Raw genomic sequence first — 24,215 nt, 5'->3', positions numbered from 1 at the left:
TGAGGGAGCCGCTGAGGCGGGCAGGCGTTCGGGCTCACCAACGCCACGCCAGCACTTCTTGCGCATCGCCCACGCGCTCCACGCGCACCCCGAAACGCCCGCCTTGCTGCGCGAGCGTTTCGTGCAACCAGGCCACGTCTTCGTCGCGTGCATGCGCCAGCCGGAAATGACGGATGCGCATGGGCACCGCTTGCAGTTCTGTGAGCAAACCGGTGGCCGCGTCCAGCACCGGAAAATACATCAGCGTGAGGTCGGGCCGGTACTGCGCGTGGCCTGGAATGCCCTCGTAGTCGTTCAGAAAGTCGCCGCAGCCGTAGAACACCGGCTTGCCGCGATACACCTCGATCGCCCGCACGTGATGCGACGAGTGGCCGTGGATCACGTCCGCGGCGCCCGCGTCGATGAGCCGCTCGGCGAATGCCTGTTCCGCGCGCGAAACGTGGAAACCCCAGTTGTCGCCCCAATGCAGCGAGATCACGACGAGGTCGCCGGGCCGGCGCATGTCAGCGACGTGGCGGGCAACGGCGTCGGCGGTTTTTATCGATAGATCGGGCAGCACGTTCACGCCGTTGTGCCGGGCGCTCGCGGCCCAGGCGGGCGGCACGCCCGCGGTTTCGCTGCCGTATGCGTAGACGAGAAGCCGGCGGAGCGGGGCGGCGTGTTCGTCCTCCTGAACGGATACGGGCGGGCCGCCCGCTGCACTGTCCTCTCCCAGCTCGATCACAGCCGGCGCCGCCGCGGCTTGCGCGTCGTGGCCCGCACCCGCCGTCCGGATGCCCGCTTCGTGCAGGCACGCGAGCGTTTCGTCGAGCCCCGCGTAGCCCCAGTCGAGCACGTGGTTGTTGGCGAGCACGCAGCAGTCGGTGCCCGCTCGCACGAGGCACGTCAGGCTCGCCAGATTCGCGGGATGCATGCGGTAGTGAATGCGCTTGTCGGGCCACCAGGCATCGCTCGTCGTCACGGCCGTTTCCAGATTGACGATGCGCGCGTGCGGTGCGCGCTCGGCCAGCACGGCGAGCGCATCGCCCCACGGATAAACGGCATCGACAGGTAACGGAATGCGGCCCGTGGCGCGCACGGCGAGCTTCACGTACCCGGTGGCGGAGCGCACGTAGGGCTCGTGGAGATCAGGCTGGCCCGGGTGGGGCAGGATCTGGTCGATGCCGCGGCCCAACATCACGTCGCCGCACAGGAAGAGGCGCACGGCGGTGCGCGGCGCGGCCTGCTGCCCGGCGGCGTTCGGGGCAGCGTTCGAGGCGGGGATAGGGTTCAGCTTGGGATCGAGCTTCGCTTCTAGCTTCATGTGCATGTCCGGCGGGTCGCTGCGGACCAGTCTGGAAACGGTTCGCCCGCGCTCTTTGATCTGTGTCAATTGAAACGCCTGTGCGGCCGCCACAATCATTCCGATCTGTTCAGCATCGGACCGTGGCGCGCACCCGCCGGACCAATAAACCAATGAATTCACCCGCCATCCTGGTCCTCACCGTCCTGGTTCTCAGCGTCCTGCTGATTGCCGCACTGGCGGCATCGGCCTGGCTGTTCGCCAGAATGCGTCGCGCCGTGAAGCAGGCCGAAACGCAGGAGAACCAACTGCAAGCCATCGTCTCGACGGCAGCAGACGCCATCGTCACCGTGGACGAGCAGCACCGCATCGTCATGTTCAATCCCGCCGCGGAACACATGTTCGGGCGCGCGGCCGCCACCGTGCTGGGCGAAGACGTGGGCTTGCTGATTCCGGTGCGCTTTCGCGCCGGCCATCGCCAGCACGTGGCCCGCTTCGGCAAGGAAGGCGTAAGCCTCAAGACCATGAACGGCGGCCGCGACGTGGTGGCGCTGCGTGCCGACGGCACCGAGTTCCTGATCGATGCGTCCATTTCCCGCGCAACCGCGCTGGGCAAGCGGTTCTATACCGTGGTGGCTCGCGACATGACGGAGCGCCACCGCTTTCAGAACGCGCTGCGCGAGAGCGAGATGCGCTACCGCGAACTCGCGCGTTCGCTGCAACGCGTGCGCGAGGACGAGCGCGCCGTGCTGGCGCGGCGGCTCCATGAGGGGCTCGGGCAGCCGCTCACCGCGCTCAAGATGGAGATGTCGGCGCTCGACGCGCAAACGCACCGCGACAGCCTCGCGCGCATCGAAGGCGAGAGCGACGCCGCCCGCGCGCTGCGCGAGAACGTGGACGGACTCGTGGACCATCTCGTCGCGCTGGTGCGGTCGCTCGCGTCCGAGCTGCGTCCGCCGATGCTCGACGACCTGGGCCTCGCCGCCGCGCTCGACTGGCTGGCCGGCGACCTCGCCACGCGCTACGGCCTGCGCGTGGCGCTCGACGTGACGGAGACCGAACTGGATCGCGACGTGGCCACCGTGCTCTATCGCATCGTGCAGGAAACCCTCGACGACGCGGGCCGGCAGCAGCGCGATGCGGACTTTTCGCTGGTGCTCGGGAAGACGGGCGGGTTGGTGGTGCTGAGCCTTGGTGAAGAGCCACGGCGTGGCGCGGATGCAGGTGACGAGCGCGGCGAGGCACATGATGCGAATGGTGCGAATGGCACGAGTGGCCCGGCCAATGTAAGCGGTACGGTGGCTGCGGCGGGTGTTATCGGTGCAGCCGGCGCAGCCGGTGCAGCAGGCGTGAGCGTCGTGTCGCAGCCGGCCATCCGCACGCCCACGCCCGCGTGGCTGCTCTCCGTGCAGGAGCGCGTGGCCGCCTTGGGCGGTCGCGTCGAGTATGTGCCTTCGAATGGGCCCTCCAGCGCGTCTCCGACGGCGACAGGCGGCACGCTCGCCATCTCCATTCCGCACAACGGCGAGGCAACCGCCGCCGTGCCGGACTGACCCGTTCGGGTCCGCCCGGGTCGGCCTGGGTCAGCTCGCGTCGGCTCACCTAAGCCGACAACCAGCCGTGCTGCGTTCTTCGACGGCGTGGCGAGCTTCGCGTAACGGCGGACTTCGTTGCGCCGCCTCGTCAACGCCTGGCTCGTATGCGTTCGCCACACTGCGCCGGTTCGGTGACAGTGTGTGCCGCTCCCTTCCATCGAACCTTGTGCTGCGCTCGTCACGCGCGCCATTGCTGTAAGGCCTGCGCGCCATCGCCGGCGCCTTGGCCCACACCGTTGTTCGCTCTGCTGCACTGCGATCGGCATGAGAGCTGCTTGCGGCCTCGCGGTGCGGCCGGTCGGCAGGCGTCGTCGCCTCCCCCATCGGGCCCGCCAGGAGAAGAAGGAGGAGCGGCCGATGGCATTGGGCGAAAAGCTTCAGGACTGGCGCGCAAGCGCGCTGCGGCTCGAAGACGAAGTGGGCAAGGTCGTGATCGGCCAGCAGCCGACCATCCGCCTCATCACCGTGGCGCTCTTCGCGCGCGGCCACGTGCTGCTGGAAGGCGGCGTGGGCGTGGGCAAGACCACCGTGCTGCGCGCCTTCGCGCGCGCCGTGGGCGGCGAGTTCGAACGCGTGGAAGGCACCATCGACCTCATGCCGGGCGACCTCGTCTACCACACCTACGTGGATGCCGAAGGCAAGCCGCGCATCGACCCCGGCCCGCTCTTGCGCAAAGGCGAGCGGCTCACCACGTTCTTCTTCAACGAGATCAACCGTGCGCGCCCGCAGGTGCAGTCCCTGCTGCTGCGGGCGATGGCGGAGCGCTCGGTCTCCGCGTTCGACCGCGAATATCGCTTTCCGCACATGACCGTGTTCGCGGACCGCAACAAGGTGGAGAAGGAAGAAACCTTCGAGCTGGCCTCCGCTGCGCGCGACCGCTTTCTGTTCGAACTGAACATGCCGACGCCGGCCGACCCCGACGTGCGCCGCGCCCTCGTGTTCGACACTGTCTTCCACGACGCCGACGCGCTCATCGAAACCGTGCGGCCGGGCGTGGTGGCCTGGGAGGAACTCAACAGCATGGGCGCGGCGATCCAGCAGGGCATTCACGCGAGCGAGGCGATCGAGCGTTACGTCCTCGACATCTGGAGCGCGACGGAAACGCCGCAGACCTTCGGCATCGCACTCGACGACGTGGACATGGACCGCCTGATTCTGGCGGGCGCGAGCCCGCGCGGCATGAGCGCGCTGCTGCGCGCCGCGCGCGTGAGCGCCTGGCTTGCGGGCCGCTCGCACCTCACGCCGGAAGACGTGCACGCCGTGCTGCCCGCGGCGCTCGGCCATCGCGTCTTCTTCACGCCCATTTACGAACTGCGCCGCCAGGAACTGGCCCAGGCGCTGGTGGCGCAGATCGTGGCGCGCCTCGCGGTGCCTTGAGCGCCGGGGGGAGGAGGGAGACACCGTTCATGAAGGCGCCGCGCGAATTCCATTACCGTCTGCCGGGCCGCGCAAGCGGTTTTCGTCCCGGCTCGCACCCGGGCACGAGCTTCGGGCCTGGGCAGGAGTTCGCGCTGCACGCGCGGCTCGTCGATTACCCCGACCCGCGCCGGCTCGACTTGCGCGCGAGCATTCAGTCGGTGCGCGGCGAATGGCTCGTGCGGCTCAATCTGCAGCGCGTGGCGGTGCCGGTGCAGGTGATCGTGGACGTGTCGGCGTCCATGCGCTTCGGCGTGAAGCGTTCGAAGCTCGACGTGGTGGCCGACTTCGTCGAGGCGCTCGGCTACAGCGCATTCCGGAGCGGCGACCGCGTGGGCATGGCCGCGTTCGACCACACCGAACGCAACGATCTGAGCGCGCCGCCGCGCTACGGACGCGGCAGCGGCGACGTGATGGCCGCGATGCTGCGCAGCGAGGCGGCTGCGTCCCACGCGGACATGCCGGCGCCATGGAGCAACGCCGCGGGCAATGGCACGGCGGCGCTGGCGCGCGTGGTGGCGAAGCTCGCCGGGCGGCAGGCACTGGTATTCATCGTCTCGGATTTTCATTGGCCGCTCGACGGCATGCCCGCGATTCTCGACATGCTCCTGCACGCGCACGTCGTGCCGATGGTGGTGTGGGACCCCGCGGAACTGGACGCGCCCGAACGCGGCGGCCTGCTCGACGTGCGCGACATGGAGACCGGCGCGCGCCGCACCGTGTGGCTCTCGGGCCAGGTGCGCGCGAAGTGGCGCGAGGCCGTGGCGCGACGGCGTGCGGAACTGGTGAGCCTCTTCGGCAAGCGCGCCATGGCGCCGTTCTTCATGGAAGGCGAGTTCGAGCCCGAGGCGCTCTCGCGATACTTTCTGGAGCAGAGCGTATGAGGCAGCGTGCGGCGCGTCGCGACGAGGTCCGGCGAGGCGGCGTGATGCGCGTCGCTGCGCGGACCGCGGCGAGCTCCGTTGCAACGTCCGTGGCAACTTCGGCGCTGCTCGCGGTTGCGGCTTCATGGGTGACGTTTGCGATGTTCGCGACGTTCGCCTCATCCGCGGCCGCCGCAGAGTGGCCAGCCCGCGTGGCCGAGCCGCGCGCGTTCGGCCACACCATCGGCGACGTGCTGACACAACGGGTGCTGCTCGAAGCGAACGGCCATGCCGTGAGCGCTGTCGCCATGCCCTCGGCGGGCCGCGTCGGCGTCTGGTTCGAGCGTCGTGCGGCGCGCATCGAGACCGACGCTGACGGGCGGCGCTGGCTGGTCCTCGACTATCAGCTCACCAATGCGCCGCTGGCGCCCACGCAGGTCGCGTTGCCCGCGCTCGAACTGAACACCGCGGCAGGCGACGTCCTGCGCGTGCCCGAATGGCGCGTCGGCATCGGGCCGCTCGTGGCGGATGGGGCGTCCACCACCGCCTCGGCGGATGCATTGGGTATGTCGCCGATAGCCGACCCGCAGGCGGGTTTGAGCGGGATACAGCCCGATCGCCTCGCAGCGCCGGTCGCGCTTGCGCCCATCCGTCGGCGGCTGGGCCTCGGGCTCGCCGCGCTCGTGGTCACGCTCGCCGCGTGGGGCGCGTGGGCGTGGTGGCGCAATGCGCGCGAAGCCGCGCGGCTGCCGTTCGCGCGAGCCTGGCGGCAGATGCGGCGGCTCGATGCACGAGCGGCGCAATCCGAATCCGCGTGGCGCGTTCTGCACCGCGCGCTCAATGAGACGGCGGGGCACGTCGTGCATGCGGGGTCGCTTGCCGCGGTGATCGGTCGCGAGTCGTGGCTGCAACCGCTGCGGCCTCGGCTCGAACAGTTCTACCGGCAATCGGACGAGCATTTCTTCGCGGTGGCACGGCGCAGCGATGCCGCACCTACCGACGCCGCCACCGCTGCGGCCGCTGCCGCCACCGATACGCGCGGCCTCGTCGATCTGTGCCGCGCGCTCTATCTCGCGGAAAGGCGCCGGCAGTCATGAGCGCGTCTCTCATTGCACCTATCGGCTCGCCCATCGACTTTGCCGCGCCGTGGATGCTCCTCTTGCTGCCGCTCGCGCTGCTGCCTTTCGTTCCGCGTCGCGACGACACACTGCCGTTCTCGTGGTCCGCGTGGCTGCCGCCCGACCGTGTGGGCCGCGTGCTGGGCTGGGTCTCGCGCGCGGCCGCCGCGCTCGCGATGGCGGCGATCGTGGTGGGACTCGCGCAGCCGGGCCGCATCCATCTGCAGGCGCACCGCACGGGGCGCGGTGCGGAGACGCTGATTCTGATGGACCGCAGCGGCAGCATGAACGGCGTGATGGCGAGCAAGGGCGCCAACGCCACCGGCGACGCCAAGAACACCGTGGCGCGCGCCGCGCTCGACGAGTTCGTGAACGGCCGGCCCAACGACCGGTTCGCGTTCATGATGTTCGGCATCAACCCCATGCTCGCCGTGCCGTTCACCTACGACCACGCCGTGATTCGCGCCGCGATCGGCAGCACGCAGATTGGCCGCGGCATGCCCGATACGCAGCTTGGCCGCGGCCTGCTCGCGGCCATCGGGCAATTCGACGGGCTGCCCTGGACGGGCCATCGCGCCATCGTGATGGTTTCCGACGGCGGCGCGAAGCTCTCGGACACCGAACGCAAGCTCATTGCCGAAGGGCTCGCGCGCAACCGCATCGCGCTGTATTTCGTCTTTCTGCGCAGCAGCTTCTACGGCGCGAAGCTCGACGCGGCCGCGCGGCAGGGCAGCGCGGCGCCCGAGGCGGACCTGCACCGCTTCTTTCTTTCGCTCTCCACGCCGTACAACCTCTACGAGGCGGGCGACCCCGGCGCCATGACGGCGGCGATGAACGAGATCGACCGCCAGCAGAGCTTCCCCGTTTCGTTCGTCGAGCAGTTGCCGCGCCAGGACCGCAGCGGCGTCTGCTTTGCCGTGGCGCTCGCGGGCTGCGCCGTACTGCTCGCGGCGCGCGTCCTTCAGGTACGGAGCTGGGCATGAAACGCACCACCGTTCACGCCGTATTTGCCGTCGCCGCACTTGCGTGCGCGGTGTTTGCGGGTGCAGAGGCGATCCGGCTCGTGAAGGCGCAGCGCGTGAATGACGAAGTCGCGGCGGTGGCGCGCGGGCTGGCGGCTGCATCGGCTGCTGCACCGGCCGCTTCGTCGGGCATTGCCGCTGCCGCAAGCAGCGCCGATACGATCGATTCGCTCGCGCCGCGCCCCGTGCAGCTTGCGCAGGCCGTGGCGCTTGCGGCGCAGCGCCGGTACGACGCCGCGGGACGCCGCTTCGAGGTGCTCATCGAAAACGGTGTGCACGACGAGACCGGGCGCGCGGCACTGTTCGATCTCGCCAACATGTATCTGCGCGAGGGCGCGGGCGCCAGCGACGACGCGGGCACGAGCCGGTCGGCACCGATGATCGAGCAGGCCAAGGCACGCTACCGCGCGCTGCTGCGCATGACGCCCGACGACTGGGACGCGCGCTACAACCTGGAGCGCGCGCTGCGGCTCGCGCCCGAGCAGCCTTCGGAAGCTGCCGCCGAGGTCGCGACGAAGAGCCGGATCAAGCTGCGCGGGGCGCAGAGCGAGGACCTGCCATGACGCGTCGTGCGCCGGCAGGGTCGGCCGGGCGGGTTAGGTGGGTCGGCCACCTCGCGCGCCGTCTTCTGCATGCGCCGAGGCACGTCCTCGCGGGCCGCGACTGGGCGGTGGCGGCCGCGCTCGTGCTGCTGGCCGCGGCGTTCGCAGTGCCGTCGGTGGAACTGCCGCGCGATACGTTCACCTACATGGTCACCTTCGACATTACGCAGAGCATGGACGCCGAAGACATGAGCCTGAACGGGTCGCCCGCGAGCCGGCTCGACTTCGCGAAGGCCGCGATGCGCGATGTGCTGGGTCAATTGCCGTGCGGCTCGAAGGTGGGCTGGAGCGTGTTCACGGGCCAGGCTGCGCTGCCGCTCGTGACGCCCGTGGAGGTGTGCCGGCACTACGACGCGCTGCTGGCGTCGCTGGGCGCAATCGACGGCCGCATGCGCTGGACCAACTGGAGCCGCATCGCGGAGGGCGGTATCTACTCGGCGGTGCGGGTCGCGCACACGATCGGTCAAAGCGCCGCGCAAGGCAGCGGCCCGGGCATCGCGCAAGCGGACGGACAAGCGGACGAACAAGCGGATAAACCAACGGACGAACCAGCGCGCGGGCCAGCCACGGCCGCACGCGGCGTCGCGGTGGTCTTCTTCACCGATGGCCAGGAGGCCCCGCCCATCCTGCCTTCGAACGGCCCAGCGATCGAAATCGGCGTGCCGGGCGTGAAGGGCTGGCTCATCGGCGTGGGCGGCGACCAGCCCGTGCCGGTGCCGAAGACGGACGCGACCGGCCGCAAGACCGGCTACTGGAGCGCCGCCGATGTCGTGCAGGTGCCGCCGGCGGACCGCCCGCCCGGCGCGGGGGAAAGCCACGAGGAATTGTCCGGCCTGCGCGAGCCGTACCTGGCTACCGTGGCGAACCGCATCGGCTTCGGGTATCGGCGGCTGCTCGGGCCGGCATCGCTCGCGGCTGCACTACGCGACCCGTCGCTCGCGCACCGGGAACCCGTGCCCACCGACGTGCGTTGGGTGCTCGCACTCTCGGCGCTGTTGCTGCTCGCGTGGCGCTATGCGCGGTTCAGCCGCCTCACGGTCCTCACAGCCCTCACAGCCCGTACTCGCCGGGAAACGTTCGCAGCGAACTCTGCACCACCGTTGCCGCACCGTCGATGAGACCGCAACGCCCCGAGCGAGGCAGCAGCGTGGCGAGGCTGGCAAGCGCATCCACGTCGCGCTGCGTGGCCACGCCGGTGTCGATCCGGTGCAGTAGGCGCGCCATCTGGAACGTGCCGCACTTGCAAGGCGGACATTGTCCGCACGACTCCGCTGCAAAGAATTCCACGTAGCGCGCCACCTCGCGCACGATGCTCGTGCCTTCGCCCAGCACGATCATGGCGCCCGTGCCGAGGCTGGAGCCGCGTGCGCGCACCGAGTCGAAGTCGAGCGCGACGTCGAGGTCGGCGGCGCTCAGGAGCGTGTTCGACGGCCCGCCCGTGAACACGGCCTTGAACGCCTTGCCGCCCAGCATGCCGCCGCCGCAGCCGAACACGAGGTCGGCGAGCGGCGTGCCCATCGGCAACTCGTAGAGGCCGGGGCGCAGCACGTCGCCCGAAAGCGAATAGAGCTTCGTGCCGCTCGCTTCGCCGATGCCGAGCGCACGGTGCGCGTCGGGACCGTCGCGCAGGATGTGCGAGACGTTGGCGATGGTCTCGACGTTGTTGATGAGCGTGGGGGCGCCCCCAATGCCCGACTGCGCGGGAAAAGGCGGCTTGCTGCGCGGGAAGGGGAAGCCGCCTTCGAGCCACGAGACGACAGCCGTTTCCTCGCCGCCGATGTAGCGGCCCGAACTCTCGTTCAGCGCAAGCGCGAGCGGGTGCCCGAGCGCCGTCGCGAGCCGCGCGAAGAGCGGGCTTGTCTGCCATTGCGCGAGCGCTTCGCGCATCGCGGCGAGTGCGTCGTGCTGACGCCGGTTTACGTAGAACACGACGTGCGTGGCGCGAATCGCGAGAGCCGCGATCAGCGCGCCTTCGATTACCTGATGCGGCGTGCGCGACAGCAAATGGCGGTCCTTGAACGTGCCGGGTTCGTCCTCGTTGCCGTTGACGACGACGTAGCGAGCCGTCGGCGCCGTGCCGGGCAAGGTGGGGTCTTCCGCTGCGCTGGTACCCGCGTCGGTGCCCGCGCCGGTACCCGCGTCCACATTCGCAGGCAGCCCGCCCGCCTGCGCGGCCGCGCGCCATTTGCGGTGGGTCGGAAAACCCGCGCCGCCCATGCCGACGAGGCGCGCGGCCTCGATGGCGTCGATGATCGCCGCTGGGTTCGCGAGCGCGGCATCGAGTCCGCGCCCGCCGCCTGCTGCGAGCCAACGTCCGTAATCGGCCCCCACGTCGAAGCGGGGGCTCAGGAGCCGTTGGTTCAAACGCTCGTCCAGATGATGGTTCAGGCCGTCCATGTCGAGTTCCCCTTCGCGCCGCCAGCCAGATGGCGGCGCAGATCGAAGTTGCCGTACCCGGGGTACAGGAGCGGCGCGCGCGGGGCGGCCGTCTCGCCCGCCGTGGCCAACGCACGCCGAAATGCCGCCACGTGGCCAAGGCCGGCGCGGCCCGTCGGTCCACGCTCTGCCGCGCATGCGGCCGAGTGCACGCCCGCGCGCCGGCCGAACGCGATGATGTCGAGCAGCGCATTGCCCATCAGCCGGTTGCGGCCGTGTATGCCCCCCGCCACCTCGCCGGCGGCGTAGAGCCGCGCGACGTCGGTCGACGTGTCTGTGCCGATGACGACGCCGCCGTTCTGGTAATGCAGCGTCGGATAAACGAGCAGCGGTTCGCGTGTGGGGTCGATCTGGCATTTCGCGGCCAGATGGGCGAGCCCCACCAGTTGCGTCGCGAGCAGCTCCGGCTGGCGAGCGAGCAGGTCCGGTGTGTCGATGAACACGCCCCGGGCACCGTCGCGTTCGATGCCGCGTCCTTCTGCGCATTCGCGCAGGATCGCGGCGGCGACGACGTCGCGTGGCGAGAGTTCGTCGATGAAGCGCTCGCCCAGGCCGTTGACGAGACGCGCGCCCGCCGAACGAACGGCCTCCGACACGAGCGCGCCCGCCAGATGCCGCGGCCATGCGATGCCGGTGGGGTGGTACTGGAAGCTGTCGAGGTCGGTCACGCGTGCGCCTGCCCGATACGCGATCACGAGGCCGTCCGCCGTTGCGCCGTAGTGATTCGAGGTGGCGAAACCCTCCAGGTGCAGCCGGCCCGCGCCGCCGGTGGCGAGTACGACCGCCCGCGCCAGCACGGGGCGCAGCCGGCCGTGCTCCAGATCGCAGAGCACGGCGCCCGCACACGCGCCGCTCTCGTCGGTGAGCAGTTCGAGCGCGGGCGCCCGGTTCAGCACCGTGATGCGCCGGTCGAGTTCCACTGCTTCGCGCAGCACGCGCATCATTTCGAGCCCGGTGAAGTCGCGATGCGAGAGTACCCGGGCGGCGCTCGTGCCGCCCGCGCGTTTGCGCAGCAGCCGTCGGCCGTCGGGCTCCAGATCGAACGCGACACCAAGGCCGATCAGCCAGCGGATCGTGCCGGGGCCATCGGCCACCAGTTGCGCCACGAGTTCGGGCCGGGCCGCGCCGTGTCCGCCGCGCAGCGTGTCGTCGTAGTGGCGCGCGATGCTGTCGTCGCTGCCCACGGCGGCCTCTATGCCGCCCTCGGCCATCACCGTGTTGCTGTCGCCCACGCGCAGTTTGGTGGCGACGATCACGTCCGCGCCCGCGGCGGCAGCTTCGAGCGCCGCGGCCGCTGCGGCGCCGCCTCCGCCGATCACGAGCACGTCCGTGACAAGCGGCGGGGCGCCGGCCAGGTCGACTTCGTCGATCAGCGCGTCCGACTCCAGAAGCCGCGCAAGCGCGGGATGGCACGCGTGACCCGCATTCGGGCCGACGCGCAGCGGCGTGCGCGCGCTTGCGCGGTGGTCGGGGTGATAGGCGGCGAGGAGGTCCGCGGCGGAGGTACCGGATTCCCGCAAGGGCACGTCGCGCCCCGGCAGCAGACGCATGCGTGCGTCGTCGTAACGGATGGAGGCAGCGGTCATGGTCGTGTCACTCCGTGTGAGCGTGGCGTTCGACGCTGTGCGCCGGACTACCTTGGCCGGCGGTGTCCTGACCGGCCGTGTCCTGTTGCGCGAGGCGCGCGATGAGATCGACGGGCCGCAGCGTCAACGCCGTCTGTACGCGCCGCGCCGCGAGACCCAGATGATTCGGCCAGATCCGCTCGGGGCAGGCGAGTGTGCAGAGGTTGCACATCACACACGCATCGAACACGCCGGACGCGCCGGGCAGGTCGCCCGCCACCGCGAGCGCCACGCCGCGCTCGACGTCGATGCCTTTGGGACACGCGCGCGTGCAGCCGCCGCAGTGGCGGCAGTCGTGCGCCTCGGGAAACACGCGCATCAGTTCGTGGTGCGCCTGCCAGCCGTCGGCGAACTGGCCGATCTCGTAGCGGTGCGGCTTGTCGGGCGTGAAGTAGTCGATGAAGCTCACCTGCATGCCGTCTTCCACGCGCGTTTCGCAGGCCAGCAGCGGCGTGACCTGGCGTTCGCCCGCGCGTCGCACGAGGCAGCGGCATGCGCCGCATACGCCCTGGCCCATGCAGCCGACGTTCGCCGTGAGCGCGCCGGTATGGGCGGCGGCCTCGACGATGGAAAGCGTCGCGGCGACTTCGGCCGTGCGGCCGTCGATCACGACGGTGATGCGCCGTTCGTTCGTCATCCTGATCCTCGTGGACGAATGGTTCGAGTGCGCCTGCCGTACCGGTGCGGGACCGATGCCGGAAGGCGCGACGCGCTGTCCAACGCAAGGAGCAGGCCACGCGGGATGCGGCGGGTTGGCGCAGAGGCCGCGAACCGCCCGGCGCCGGTGACGGCGGCGGCAGCGTCCCGCGCCATCCAGGGAACAACGCGTCGGCCGCGGCCCGGCGTTCGGTTTTTCGAACCCGTTACGCGGCCTGTGTTCGGAAAACCGAACGCGCCGCGCACAAAGCACGGGGAAGCTTGCGCTGTATCAACGGGTGAGGGCTTCTGGTCTGGTGGCATGAGGCTTGCCTTGAAAGAGCGCGCACGACGCGCGCCGCCCGCCCTTCTGGCGCGGCAAAAGCAACGGAACACCACGATGACCACGACTGTAACGATCAAGCGCGCCGACGACGAAACGGGCAGCGACCCGCCGGCCGACTGCCGTTACCACCGGCGTTGTGCGGGGCGATGCGAGCGTCTCGCGACGGAAGCGGGCGACCCCGCCGAGCTTTCCGGCCTCTCGTGCATCCGCTCGTTCCGGCGGCGCGACGCCATCATCTATCTCTCGCTCACCTTCGTCGTCACCGTGCTGTGCTTCGTGGGCGCCTACCGCTACTTCTTCGACCTGGGCATGGCCAGTCTGGAGGCTTCCACGAGCCGCGAGTTGCCGGTGTACGTGCAGCGGCTCGAACGCGAAACGGACCGGTTCGACACGCTGCTGCTCGCGCTCTCCATGAACCGCGACGTGGCGGCGTACCTGAAGGGCGACCATTCGCGCGAGCGTAGCGATGCGCTCGACAGGATGCTGCGCGACCTCAACGACAGCACGGGGGCGCTGCAGACCTATCTGGTGGATACCACGCTGCACGTGGTGGCGTCGTCGATGCCCGACGGGCCGGGCAGCTTCGTCGGCCGCGACATCTCCTACCGGCCCTATGTGCAGCGCGCGCAGCCGGGGCGTGTGGTGGGCTACTACGCCGTGGGGACCACCGGCAACATGGCCGGCTACTACCTCGCGACCGCCGTGAACGACGACGCGGGCCGGCGCGTGGGCATCGTCGCGACCAAGATCGGCCTCGACCGGCTCGAGCGGGACTGGCTGCATGGCGTCGAGCGCCGTGTGGTGGCGCTCGACGAGAACGGCGTGATCGTGCTGTCGTCGCGGGCGGACTGGAAAGATCGCCTGACGCACGTCATCACGGACGCAGAACGCCGCCGCTTCTACGAGACCCAGCAATACAACCGCGCGGACCTGCGCCCGCTCGCGTGGGGCAGCGTGACCCCGCCGTTCGGCGAGCGGCCTTTCCTGCGCGCCGGATTGCCCGGACAGGAACGCGACTATCTTGCCGTCACCGCGCAGCTGCCGGAGCTATCGATGCGGCTCGTCGTGCTTGCCGATCCGTCCGACACGCAGCAGCTCGCGCTCGCCCAGGCCGGCTTCGTCGCGTTTGCGGTGGCCGTCGTCGCGCTGTTCGCGCACATCGTCTACGAGCGGCGCCTCAATACGCAGGAGCAGCGGCTCGCGCGCGAAGCGCTGCAGGCGGCGCACGAGCGCCTCAAGGCGCGCTTCGAGCACCGCAGCGCGGAGCTGCGCATTGCCAACGAAGACCTCAGGAAAGAGGTGGCCGAGCGTATCGAGTCCGAACGCCGGCTGCGCAGTTACCAGGACGAACTCATCCGCACCGAAAACCTTGCCGTGATCGGACAGCTTTCCGCGGGGCTCGCGCACGAGATCAACCAGCCGCTCGCCGCCATGTCCACGCTTTCGGAGAACGCCGTGCGCTTCCTGCAGCGCGGCGATACGGCCACGGCGCAGTTCAACCTGGGCCGCATCAGCGAACTGGTCACCCGCATGGGCACGCTCACGGGACGTTTGCGTTCGTTCGCGCGGCGCTCGAGCGGCGAGATCGTCGCGATGCCGCTCGTGCCGTCCATCGAAAACGCGGTTGCGCTGCTCGCCCACCGGCTCGAAAAGGAACACGTCGCGGTGAAGATCGACGCGCCGCCCGGGCCGCTTTTGGCCTTCGGCGAAACCGTGCGGCTCGAGCAGGTGCTCGTGAATCTGCTCTCGAACGCGATCGAGGCGATGGAGGCGAGCCCGGTACGCGAGATCGTCATTCGCGCATATCGCACGTATGGCGACGGCGAGCATGCGTTCATCGAGGTGCTCGACAACGGCATCGGCCTGTCCGACGCCGTGCAGGCGAGATTGTTCGAACCGTTTTTTACCACCAAAAAGACGAGCGGCCTCGGGCTCGGACTCGCCATTTCCGCCGACATCGCCACGAGTTTCGGCGGCAGCCTCACCTGCGAAAACCGGCCGCAAGGCGGAGCCCTGTTCCGCCTCACGCTGCGCGCCGCACCGTCTGAAGGAAACGCATCATGCTAGAAAACATCGACGTCCTTGTCGTCGAGGACGACGACGACGTGAGACTGGGTTGCCTGCAGGCACTCGCCCTGGAAGGCGTGCGCGCAGCGGGCTTCGAAAGCGTGGAGAAGGTGCCGCGCAATCTGCCGCGCGACGGCGCCTTCGTGGTTGTCTCCGACATCCGGCTGCCGGGCATGGACGGCATGGCCTTCCTGCGCCAGCTCGTGGAACGCGACGCTGACCTGCCCGTCATCCTCATCACGGGACACGGCGACGTGCAGATGGCCGTGCAGGCCATGCGCGACGGCGCCTATGACTTCATCCAGAAACCGTTCCAGTCGCGCGAACTCGTTTCGGTCGTCAAGCGCGCGCTGGAAAAGCGCTCGCTTGCGCTCGAAGTGCAGCGGCTGCGCCGCCAGGTGGCCGAAATCGGCGGGCTCGAGCAGCGCATCATTGGCCGCTCGCCCGCCATCGTCGAGCTGCGCGAGTTGGTGGCGGAACTGGCGCCGCTCTCCACCGACGTCATGATTCTGGGCGAGACCGGCACCGGCAAGGAACTCGTCGCGCGCTGCCTGCACGATCTTTCGGGACGTAAAGGGCCGTTCGTGGCGCTCAATTGCGGCGGCCTGCCGGAGTCGCTCTTTGAAAGCGAGATATTCGGTCACGAGGCCGGTTCGTTTTCGGGGGCAACGCGCCAGCGTATCGGCAAGATCGAGCATGCGCAGGGCGGCACGCTGTTTCTCGACGAGATAGAAAGCATGCCGCTCGCCATGCAGGTGAAGCTGCTGCGCGTGCTTCAGGAGCGCAGCGTCGAACGGCTCGGCTCGAACCGGCTCATTCCCGTGGACTTTCGCGTGATCGCGGCCACCAAGGCCGACCTGCTCGCGCTTTCGGAAGAAGGGAAGTTTCGCGCCGACCTGCATTTCCGCCTCAACGTCGCGACCATCACGCTGCCGCCGCTACGCTCGCGTCAGGAAGACATTCCGCTGCTGTTCGACGTGTTCGTGCAGCAGGCGGCGTTGCGACTCGACCGGCCTGCGCCGCCCATCAAAGACACGGTGGTGCGCGAGCTGCTGGCCCACAAGTGGCCCGGCAACGTGCGCGAGCTGCGCAATCAGGCCGAACGCTACGTGCTGGGTCTCAAGGGTGCGCCAGGCACGCAGGACACCGAACCGGTCTCGCTGACAGCCACCGTCGATGCGTTCGAGCGCGGGCTCATCGTGGAGGAGTTGCGCCGTCATGGCGGCAATCTGTCGCGGGCGGCCGAGGCGTTGCACATTCCGAAGACGACGCTCTTCGGCAAGATCCGCAAGTACGAGATACAGAGCGAAGACAGCTGACGGCCGCGTGCGCTTTTTTCTGCGCTTCGTTTTGCGCGCTTTGTTTTGCACGTTTCCTCCGCCCGTTCCTCCGCTCGTTTCCTTCCCTCTGCCTTTCCGCCTGCTTCTGTGTGCGGGCTTCGCGCTGCGGCCGAAGCCCGCTTGTCGCGTTGCCCGTCGTGTTTCTGCTTCGTGCTCGTGCTGCTTGTGTTTGATCGTGCTGCGCGCGCCATGCGCCGATGTTCAGGCATTCGAAATACCGAACGGCCTTCGAAGCCCGCATTCGTAAAACCGAACGGCAACATCTGAGGAGGGTCATCGCTGTCGCCCGCAAACCCTTGCCTGACAAGGGTTTGCGACGACCAGGCCAGATTGGCATACCCCTTGCGAAGTAGATCGCGAAAGCTCTCGCGAGCTTGTGTCAGTACGACTTCCGATCACACCAGAGGAATTGCAATCATGGCCATCACCAATGCTGCCGAAACGAAGAAGCTCAATGTGCGCGTTGTCGCCCCGCTCGCGGGCGCCGCGCTGCTGCACGATCCGGCAAAGAACAAGGGTTCGGCATACACCCACGAAGAGCGCCGCCAGTTCGGCCTCGAAGGTCTGCTGCCGCACGCAGTGGAATCGCTCGACCGCCAGGTGGAGCGCGTGCTTTCCCATCTCGATAGTCTCGGCGACGATCTCGCACGCTACGTCTATCTGATCGATCTCGAAGCGCGCAACGAAACGGTGTTCTACAAGACGATCATGTCGGACCCGAAGCGCTTCATTCCGATTCTCTACGACCCGACCGTCGCCGACGCCTGCCTCGCGTTCGGCAACCTGTATCGCCGCGCGCGCGGCATGTACATCACGCGCGACATGAAAGGCCGCATCGCCGAAGTGCTGCGCAACTGGCCCGAGAAGGACGTGCGCTTCATCTGCGTGTCCACGGGCGGGCGCATCCTCGGCCTGGGCGATATCGGCGCGAACGGCATGGGCATTCCCATCGGCAAGTTGCAGCTCTACACGGCCTGCGCCGCGGTGCCGCCCACCTGCCTGCTGCCGGTGCTGTTCGACATCGGCACGACCAATGACCAGCTACGCGCCGACCCGTTCTATATGGGCACACGCGAAATGCCGCCCAGCGAAGCCGAACTCGACGAGTTGACCGAAGAATTCGTCCGGGCCGTGGAGGACGTGTTCCCGAACTGCTGCGTGCACTTCGAAGACTGGAAGGGCACCGACGCCATCCGCATGCTCGACCGTTATCGCGACCGCATTCTTTGCTACAACGACGACATTCAGGGCACGGCGGCCGTGGTGCTCGCCGGTATCTCGGCGGCCTTGAACCAGACAGGCGGCAAGCTGGCCGACCAGCGGTTCCTGTTCCTCGGCGCGGGCTCGGCCGGTATCGGCATCGCGAAGCTGATCGCGGCGGAACTGCAATCGCGCGGTCTGTCGGCCGAAGAAGCGCGCAAGCGCGTGCGGCTCTTCGACGTGAACGGCCTCGTGGAATCGTCGCGCACCGACCTCACGGAAGCGCAGAAGCTGTGGGCGCAGGACGAAAAGCCGAGCCGCAACTTCGTGGAAGTCATCGAACGCTTCAAGCCCACCATGCTGGTCGGCGTGTCGACCAAAGGCGGCGCGTTCACGAAGGAAGTCATTGAAGCGATGTCCCGCCTGAACGAGCGGCCCGTCATCTTCGCGCTCTCGAACCCGACCAACAAGGCGGAGTGCACCGCCGAGCAGGCCTACACGTGGTCCAACGGCCGTGCGCTCTTCGCAGCCGGCGTGCAATTCGACGAGTTCGAGCTGAACGGCGTGCAGTACCGGCCGGGCCAGGCGAACAACTTCTACATCTACCCGGCCATTGGTCTTGCGACCTACGCATGCCGCCCGACGCGCCTGAACGACGAGTGCTTCATCGTCGCGGCGCACGCCACGGCAGACCAGGTCGGCCCGGCGCTGCAGGCGAAGGGCATGTTGTTCCCGAGCCAGGAGCACATCCTGGAAACGGAAATCACGACTGCGAGCCGCATTGCCGAATACATGTTCGATTCGGGCCTTGCCGGCGTGCCGCGGCCGCGTGAAATCCGCTCGTGGATCGAAAGCATGCTCTACCGGCCGGCCTACTGAACGCCGCCCCGGCACCCCGGATGCGCATGCAGCGTGCGCATCCGCCACTACTCGAATCAAGCGGGTGATTCATCATGGAATACTTTGTCCACACGCTCCAGAAGTACCCCGAGATCGCGCTGTTCCTGACGATCGGCGTGGGCTTCTGGATCGGTAATCTCAAGCTCGGCAAGTTCAATCTCGGCGTGGTGACCTCAACGTTGCTCGCCGGGCTGCTGATCGGCCAGATCGGCATCAAGCTGCCTGTCGCCTTGCAGTCCACGTTCTTCGCGATGTTCCTGTTCGCGGTGGGTTACGCGGTGGGACCGCAGTTCATTCGCGCGCTGCGCAGCGACGGCCTGCCCCAGGTGATCTTCTCGATCATCGTGTGTCTCGCGGGTACCGGCACGGCCGTCGCGCTCGGCAAGCTGCTCGGCTACAACGGGGCCCTCACGGCAGGGCTGCTTTCGGGCGGCTACACCAACTCCACGGTGCTGGGCGTGGCCACCGACCTGATCCAGCAGTCCGGCCTGCAGCAGGCCCAGTTGCAGAGCGCGCTTGCGCTCCTGCCTATCGCTTACGCGGTCACGTATCCGTTCGGCACGATCGGCTCGGCGTATCTGCTCGCCAACGTCGCGCCGAAGGTGTTCGGCTTCGACCTCGCACGCGAATGCGAGAACTACGAGCGCGAGCACGGCGTGGGCACGCCGATCGGCACGACGGCCTACCGCGAATACTCGGCGCGCGCGTTCCGCCTCACGAACCCGGTGCTCATCGGCAAGACCGTGTCCGACGTCGAAACCCTGTTCAATCGCGAGATTTTCGTGCGCCGCATGCGTCTGGGCGACGGCATGGAAGTGATTGACTGTAAGGGCGAAACCGTGTTGATGGCGGACTCCATCATCGCGGTGTCCGGCGGTCTCGCGCCGCTGCTCGCCTACGAGGAGCAGTTCGGCCCCGAGGTGAAGGACGTGCCGCTGCTCGACTTCCCGACAGAACTGCTCGACCTCGTGGTGACGAGCAAGGCCTACGCGGGCAAGACACTCGGGGAGATCTCCGACGCGCTCTTCGGCGAACCTGGTCGCGGCGTGTTCCTCACCAACGTCACTCGCTCGGACATCCTGCTGCCCATGCGGCGCGAGACGAAGATTCAACGCGGCGACGTGCTGAAGATTCTCGGCGCACGCCAGGACGTGGCGAAGATCGCGCGGACGCTCGGCTATGCGGACCGGCCGCTCGAAGGCTCGGACATGGCGTTCATGGCCTTCGGCATCGTGGTGGGCAGCCTGATCGGTGCGATCACGGTGCATATCGGCGGCGTGCCGTTGAGCCTGGGTACGGCGGTGGGGGCCATCGTGGCCGGCATTATCTGCGGCTACCTGCGCTCCACGATGCGCACCTTCGGCCACATTCCCGGGCCGGCGATCTGGGTGTTCAACAACGTGGGCCTGAACGGCTTCATTGCGTGTGTGGGACTCAACGCGGCGCTGGGTTTCGTGAGCGGCATCCAGCACTACGGGCTCACGCTGTTCCTTGCGGGCACCCTGGTGACGATCGTGCCGATCATCGTCGGCTTGCTGCTCGGACGGTACGTCTTCAAGTTCCATCCGGGGATCTTGCTGGGCGCCTGTGCGGGTGCACGCTCGACTACGGCGGCGCTCGGCTCGCTGCAGGAAGTGGCGAAGTCGAACGTGCCCGTGATCGGCTACGCGACGGGCTACGCGGTGTCGCGGCTCGTGATGGCGCTGCTCACGATCGTGGTCGTGAACGTGTTCTAGCGATGACTGAACGGCGGCCAGTCTGGCCGCCGCTCGTGCGGATAGAGAAGGGGAGCGAAATGATTGGAGCGATGTTCGGTGTGCCCGTGCTGTGCGTGCTCGCACTCGTTCACCTCTACTGGGCGTTCGGCGGGCGGCGGGCCGTCACCGTTGCCGCTTCGGCGCACAGCGGCGCGCGCGGCGTACGGCCGTCACGCGCCGCGCTCGTGGGGATCGCGGGGGCGTTCGGCGCGGCGGCCGCCGTGGTCGCGATGCGGGCCGGCTGGATCGACCTCTGGCGCGATCCGCCCAGCGTGAGAATTGCCGCCGGCATGGTTGCGCTTGCGTTCTCGCTGCGGGCAATCGGCGACTTCCGGTATGTCGGCGCATTCAAGCGCAACGGCAACGCCTCGGTGTTCGGCTTCGTGGATACGCTGCTGTGCTGCCCGCTGTGCATCGCGCTGTCCGTTGCCGCGATTTCGCCGGTGTAGGGCCTTGGGGGAGGCCACATGAAGCAGCTACGCGAGGCACCCAGACGAGGCAGCCAAATTTTGACCAAGACGGCCGCAAGGCCGTTTTGGTGCAATAGGACCATGACGGCGTGCAGCGCGCAGGGCGTGCTTGCCGCGCCGCGCTCGCCGCCGCTTTCCCCGCTTTCCCGGGGCTTTTGCCGCTTTCACGTGTTCATTTGGTCACACGGTTTGGTCCATGCCCGATTCCCGAACGTCTGGAGCTTTCAGCACAACTACCGCCCACCCTCCGCAGCGCATGGCCGGCCGCGTCTGCCTCGTCACGGGCGGCGGCAGCGGCATTGGCCGGGCCACCGCGATTCTGATGGCGCGCGAAGGCGCGGCCGGCGTGATCGTCGCGGGGCGTCGCCGTGAGCCGGGCGACGCCACCGCGCAAGCGTGCCGCGAGGCGGGACGTGAAGCGGGACTTGAAGCGTGCCGCAAAGCGGCAAGCGAAGCGGGCTCCGGGTCCGGCTGTGACGCCCATTACGTGCAGGCCGACGTCACGCGCGAAGCCGACGCCGCCGCGCTCGTCGAATTTGCGCTCGCACGCTTCGGCCGGCTCGACGTCGCGTTCAACAACGCCGGCTACCAGGAGCCGCGGGCGCTGCTCGAAGCCCAGACCCGCGAGACCTTCGACGCCGTGCTCGACGCGAACCTGCGCTCCGTGTTCTACGGCCTCAGGCACCAGATTCCCGCGATGCTGGAACGCGGCGGCGGTCGTATCATCGTGAACGCGTCGGTGAGCGGCATCCGCAATCCCAATCCGGGGCTCGCGCTATATTCGGCGTCCAAGGCCGCCGTCATTTCGCTCGTGCGCTCGGCGGCGATGGAATGCGCGCCGCGCGGCATTCGCATCAACGCCATTGCGCCGGGGCGGGTGGTAACGAGCATGATGCTCGGCTCCGGCATCGACCCGAACGCCATCGCGGCGAGCCTGCCCGTGCGGCGTCTTGGCGAGCCCGAGGAAGTCGCGCAGGCGGTGGTGTGGCTCGCATCGGACGATGCGTCGTACGTCGTTGGTCACGTGCTCGCGGCCGACGGCGGTTTTCTCTCTTCGTGAGTCGTGAGGTACCCGTGACCCGCTCCACTGTCCGAGAACGGATGCGCTACTGGACCGAGCCGGCCCTGCCGGGTCTTTCGTTGCTGCGCGCGAATCTGCTGGGCCACCGCTACACGCCGCACGTGCACGAGGCGCTGGTGCTCGCGGTGACGGAAGAGGGCGGCAGCGCGTTCTTCAGCCGCGGCAGTACGCAGCGAGCCAGCACGGGCCAGGTGCTCGCGTTCAACCCGATGGAGGTGCACGCGGGGCACACCGTGGACAGCGAGATCTGGCGTTATCGCGGGTTCTATCTCGAACAGCCGGCGCTCACGGCCCTGCGTGCGCAGATCGGGCTTGCAACCGAGCCCGGCTTCGTTGCCAACGGACTCGCCGATCCGCAACTGGCGTGTGCGCTGCTCTCGGCTCACGCGCTGTTCGAAGCGGGCGAAGGGCAGGCCGGGCACGAGACGCTGATCGCGGCGCTCGGCACGCTCGTCACGCGCCACGCCGGCATGCCGCTCAAAGGCGCACGACCTCTGCATGCACGCACGGTCATCGAGCCCGCGCTGCAACTCATCGCCGATCATTACGATGCGCCGATCACGCTCGACCAGATGGCCGCGGCCTGCGAGATCACACCGTTTCGTCTGATCCAGGCGTTTCGGGGTGCTACCGGTCTCACGCCCCATGCGTGGCTCGTCCAGACCCGGCTTCGTGCAGCGAGCCGGTTGCTGCGCAGCGGCATGACGCCGGCGGAAGCCGCGCTCACGAGCGGCTTCTGCGATCAGAGCGCATTGAACAAGCACTTCGTGCGGTGCTACGGGATCACGCCTGCGGCTTACGCGCATGCTTACATGTAGCCATATTTAGCCTTACTGAATGTAAGTGAACTCGATGTCTGCAGTGTGGTCCCGGCCACAGTCTGCGGCGCAGTCCCGGCGCAATCTCGACACAGTGGATAGAGCGGCGCGCACCGTTTTTTAGTCGTGCTTCCGGTTGTGCCATCGAGCGATTGACTTCAGTCAAATCTGGCACGCGCCGTACTCCTATATTGAATCCGTGTCCGATGTGCGCCGATACGGCAAAGTGTGACTCGTTGATTCAAGAGCCAGCACCGTCGGACCCGCAAAAACAAGAAGCGGAGGGGACGACATGACTAACCGGACAAGACGGCATTGGCTTGCCGTATTCACACTCATTGCGGCCGCGCTGTCGCATGCGCCCGCGGCACGAGCGGTTCCCGCATTCGCGCGGCAGACCGGACTGGCCTGTGTTGCATGCCACGTCAGCTTCCCGGAACTCACACCGTTCGGGCGTTTCTTCAAGCTGACCGCCTACACGCTATCGAACAAGTGGACCATTCCGCTCGCAGGCATGGCGCAGGTTTCGCAGACCAACACGCGCAGCATCAACAACGCCAACTACGACTTCGTGCGTAACCAGGACGTGGTGCTGCAACAGGCGAGCCTCTTCTACGGCGGACGCATCGCCGGTCCGGTAGGCGCTTTCGCACAGTGGACCTATGACGGCGTCGCACATCACAGCGGCATCGACAATACGGACATTCGCGCGGCAGGGCATTTCACGCAGGGCGACATCGACTTCATCTACGGCGTCACGGTCAACAACAACCCGACCGTGTCGGACGTGTGGAACACCACGCCGGCGTTTGGTTTCCCCTATGCGTCGAGCAGCGTTTCGCTCACGCCGATGGCGGCCACGCTGATCGACGGCGGCCTCGCCCAGCAGGTGGCGGGAGCGTCGGCGTACGCGTTCTGGAATCGCAGCGTATACGCCGAATTCGGCTTCTATCGCACCGCCGACCAGATGTTCTCCGTGTTTCGCACAGGGCAGGACATCACCACGCCGGGTGCCGTGAAACGCCTGAGGGGTGCCAATCCGTATTGGCGGGTGGCCTACAACCGCGAGTTCGGGCCGCATTCCATCGAAGTGGGCACGTTCGGGCTGATCGCGGACGTCTATCCGGACAACACGATTCCAGGTTCTCCCACCGACCGCTTCAGCGATTACGGCCTGGACCTGCAGTACCAGTACCTCACGCTCTCGCATGCCTTCACCACGCAGATCACGTTCATTCACGAAAAGGAGGACTGGAGCGCGAGCTTTCCGAGCGGCGGCATTGGCGCGGGACCCACACCCAGTAATCCGACGGATCACCTCAACACGCTCAAGCTCAAAGCTTCGTATTACTACCTGCGCAAGTACGGCGCGACGCTCGCGTACTTTTCGACGACAGGCAATGCGGACGCGGGCCTGTACGGCGCCGTTCCCGTGACCGGCAGCGCCAACGGCCTGCCCGACACGCGCGGTCTCATCTTCGAACTCGATTACCTGCCGCTGCCGCAGATAAAGCTCTCGCTGCAATACACGTGGTTCCTCAAGTTCAACGGCGCGCGCTTCAACTACGACGGCAACGGACGAAACGCCAGCGACAACAACACGCTGTACATGCTTGCCTGGTTCGTTTTCTGATCTGCGGG

19 protein-coding genes are annotated in these 24,215 nt (G+C 67.9%); 15 read left to right on the top strand and 4 right to left on the bottom strand.

Annotated elements, in window-relative coordinates:
* Positions 1-34: 34 nt before the first annotated feature.
* On the bottom strand, positions 35-1,402 hold the full coding sequence (locus tag P2869_RS24215) for a CapA family protein (protein WP_277599806.1): 1,368 nt from the start codon (positions 1,400-1,402) through the stop codon (positions 35-37).
* A 53-nt stretch (positions 1,403-1,455) separates the two neighbouring features.
* Between P2869_RS24215 and P2869_RS24210 the strand changes: the two genes are divergently transcribed.
* The 7 genes from P2869_RS24210 (at position 1,456) to P2869_RS24180 (ending at position 9,016) form a co-directional block, all read left to right on the top strand.
* Entirely contained in the window at positions 1,456-2,835 is a 1,380-nt protein-coding gene (locus P2869_RS24210; protein WP_277599805.1) for a PAS domain S-box protein, read from the top strand.
* 399 nt (positions 2,836-3,234) lie between these two features.
* Positions 3,235-4,254: a MoxR family ATPase gene (locus P2869_RS24205; RefSeq protein WP_277599804.1), complete on the top strand. Its 1,020-nt coding sequence runs from the start codon at positions 3,235-3,237 to the stop codon at positions 4,252-4,254.
* 29 nt (positions 4,255-4,283) lie between these two features.
* Positions 4,284-5,177: a VWA domain-containing protein gene (locus tag P2869_RS24200; RefSeq protein WP_277599803.1), complete on the top strand. Its 894-nt coding sequence runs from the start codon at positions 4,284-4,286 to the stop codon at positions 5,175-5,177.
* Between the two features lie 89 nt (positions 5,178-5,266).
* Positions 5,267-6,253, top strand: coding sequence for a calcium incorporation protein MxaA (locus P2869_RS24195; RefSeq protein WP_277599802.1), 987 nt, complete (start codon positions 5,267-5,269; stop codon positions 6,251-6,253).
* Positions 6,250-7,257, top strand: a complete 1,008-nt coding sequence (locus P2869_RS24190; RefSeq protein ID WP_017775827.1) for a vWA domain-containing protein — start codon at positions 6,250-6,252, stop codon at positions 7,255-7,257. The genes P2869_RS24195 and P2869_RS24190 overlap by 4 nt, the downstream gene beginning before the upstream one ends.
* Positions 7,254-7,859: a hypothetical protein gene (locus P2869_RS24185; protein ID WP_199541900.1), complete on the top strand. Its 606-nt coding sequence runs from the start codon at positions 7,254-7,256 to the stop codon at positions 7,857-7,859. The genes P2869_RS24190 and P2869_RS24185 overlap by 4 nt, the downstream gene beginning before the upstream one ends.
* On the top strand, positions 7,856-9,016 hold the full coding sequence (locus P2869_RS24180) for an MxaL protein (protein ID WP_277599801.1): 1,161 nt from the start codon (positions 7,856-7,858) through the stop codon (positions 9,014-9,016). Before P2869_RS24185 ends, P2869_RS24180 begins: the two co-directional genes overlap by 4 nt.
* Here P2869_RS24180 and P2869_RS24175 read toward each other — a convergent pair.
* From P2869_RS24175 to P2869_RS24165, 3 genes are read right to left on the bottom strand one after another with little or no spacing between them, the layout of a single operon-like run.
* Positions 8,949-10,295 (bottom strand): NADH-ubiquinone oxidoreductase-F iron-sulfur binding region domain-containing protein, encoded by a 1,347-nt coding sequence (locus tag P2869_RS24175; RefSeq protein WP_277599800.1) that lies wholly within the window; start codon positions 10,293-10,295, stop codon positions 8,949-8,951. The genes P2869_RS24180 and P2869_RS24175 overlap by 68 nt on opposite strands.
* The gene (locus P2869_RS24170) at positions 10,283-11,920 is read right to left on the bottom strand and encodes an FAD-binding protein (RefSeq protein ID WP_277599799.1); all 1,638 of its coding nucleotides are present in this window, start codon (positions 11,918-11,920) and stop codon (positions 10,283-10,285) included. Before P2869_RS24170 ends, P2869_RS24175 begins: the two co-directional genes overlap by 13 nt.
* A gap of 7 nt (positions 11,921-11,927) precedes the next feature.
* The gene (locus tag P2869_RS24165) at positions 11,928-12,596 is read right to left on the bottom strand and encodes a 4Fe-4S dicluster domain-containing protein (RefSeq protein ID WP_277599798.1); all 669 of its coding nucleotides are present in this window, start codon (positions 12,594-12,596) and stop codon (positions 11,928-11,930) included.
* Positions 12,597-12,995: 399 nt separating this feature from the next.
* Between P2869_RS24165 and P2869_RS24160 the strand changes: the two genes are divergently transcribed.
* The 8 genes from P2869_RS24160 to P2869_RS24125 all read left to right on the top strand — a co-directional run bounded on the left by P2869_RS24160 (position 12,996) and on the right by P2869_RS24125 (position 24,207).
* A complete protein-coding gene (locus P2869_RS24160) occupies positions 12,996-15,008 on the top strand; it encodes an ATP-binding protein (RefSeq protein ID WP_277599797.1) in 2,013 nt (670 codons plus the stop codon).
* The gene (locus P2869_RS24155) at positions 15,002-16,327 is read left to right on the top strand and encodes a sigma-54 dependent transcriptional regulator (RefSeq protein WP_042301692.1); all 1,326 of its coding nucleotides are present in this window, start codon (positions 15,002-15,004) and stop codon (positions 16,325-16,327) included. The genes P2869_RS24160 and P2869_RS24155 overlap by 7 nt, the downstream gene beginning before the upstream one ends.
* Before the next feature lie 438 nt (positions 16,328-16,765).
* Positions 16,766-18,427: an NAD-dependent malic enzyme gene (locus tag P2869_RS24150; protein WP_042301693.1), complete on the top strand. Its 1,662-nt coding sequence runs from the start codon at positions 16,766-16,768 to the stop codon at positions 18,425-18,427.
* 74 nt (positions 18,428-18,501) lie between these two features.
* Positions 18,502-20,184, top strand: a complete 1,683-nt coding sequence (gene aspT, locus P2869_RS24145; RefSeq protein WP_277599796.1) for an aspartate-alanine antiporter — start codon at positions 18,502-18,504, stop codon at positions 20,182-20,184.
* A gap of 59 nt (positions 20,185-20,243) precedes the next feature.
* On the top strand, positions 20,244-20,654 hold the full coding sequence (locus tag P2869_RS24140; RefSeq protein WP_026121668.1) for a DUF3995 domain-containing protein: 411 nt from the start codon (positions 20,244-20,246) through the stop codon (positions 20,652-20,654).
* A 217-nt stretch (positions 20,655-20,871) separates the two neighbouring features.
* Positions 20,872-21,735, top strand: coding sequence for an SDR family NAD(P)-dependent oxidoreductase (locus P2869_RS24135; protein ID WP_277599795.1), 864 nt, complete (start codon positions 20,872-20,874; stop codon positions 21,733-21,735).
* Between the two features lie 41 nt (positions 21,736-21,776).
* A complete protein-coding gene (locus P2869_RS24130; protein WP_277599794.1) occupies positions 21,777-22,574 on the top strand; it encodes an AraC family transcriptional regulator in 798 nt (265 codons plus the stop codon).
* A gap of 292 nt (positions 22,575-22,866) precedes the next feature.
* On the top strand, positions 22,867-24,207 hold the full coding sequence (locus P2869_RS24125) for a hypothetical protein (protein ID WP_017775840.1): 1,341 nt from the start codon (positions 22,867-22,869) through the stop codon (positions 24,205-24,207).
* The last annotated feature ends 8 nt before the right edge of the window (positions 24,208-24,215 follow it).

Origin of the sequence: Paraburkholderia sp. SUR17 (assembly GCF_029536165.1) — a bacterium.
GTDB classification, from domain to species: Bacteria; Pseudomonadota; Gammaproteobacteria; order Burkholderiales; family Burkholderiaceae; genus Paraburkholderia; species Paraburkholderia kururiensis.
The sequence above is the reverse complement of the archived record's forward strand: the minus strand, read 5'-3'. Positions and strand labels throughout refer to the sequence as shown.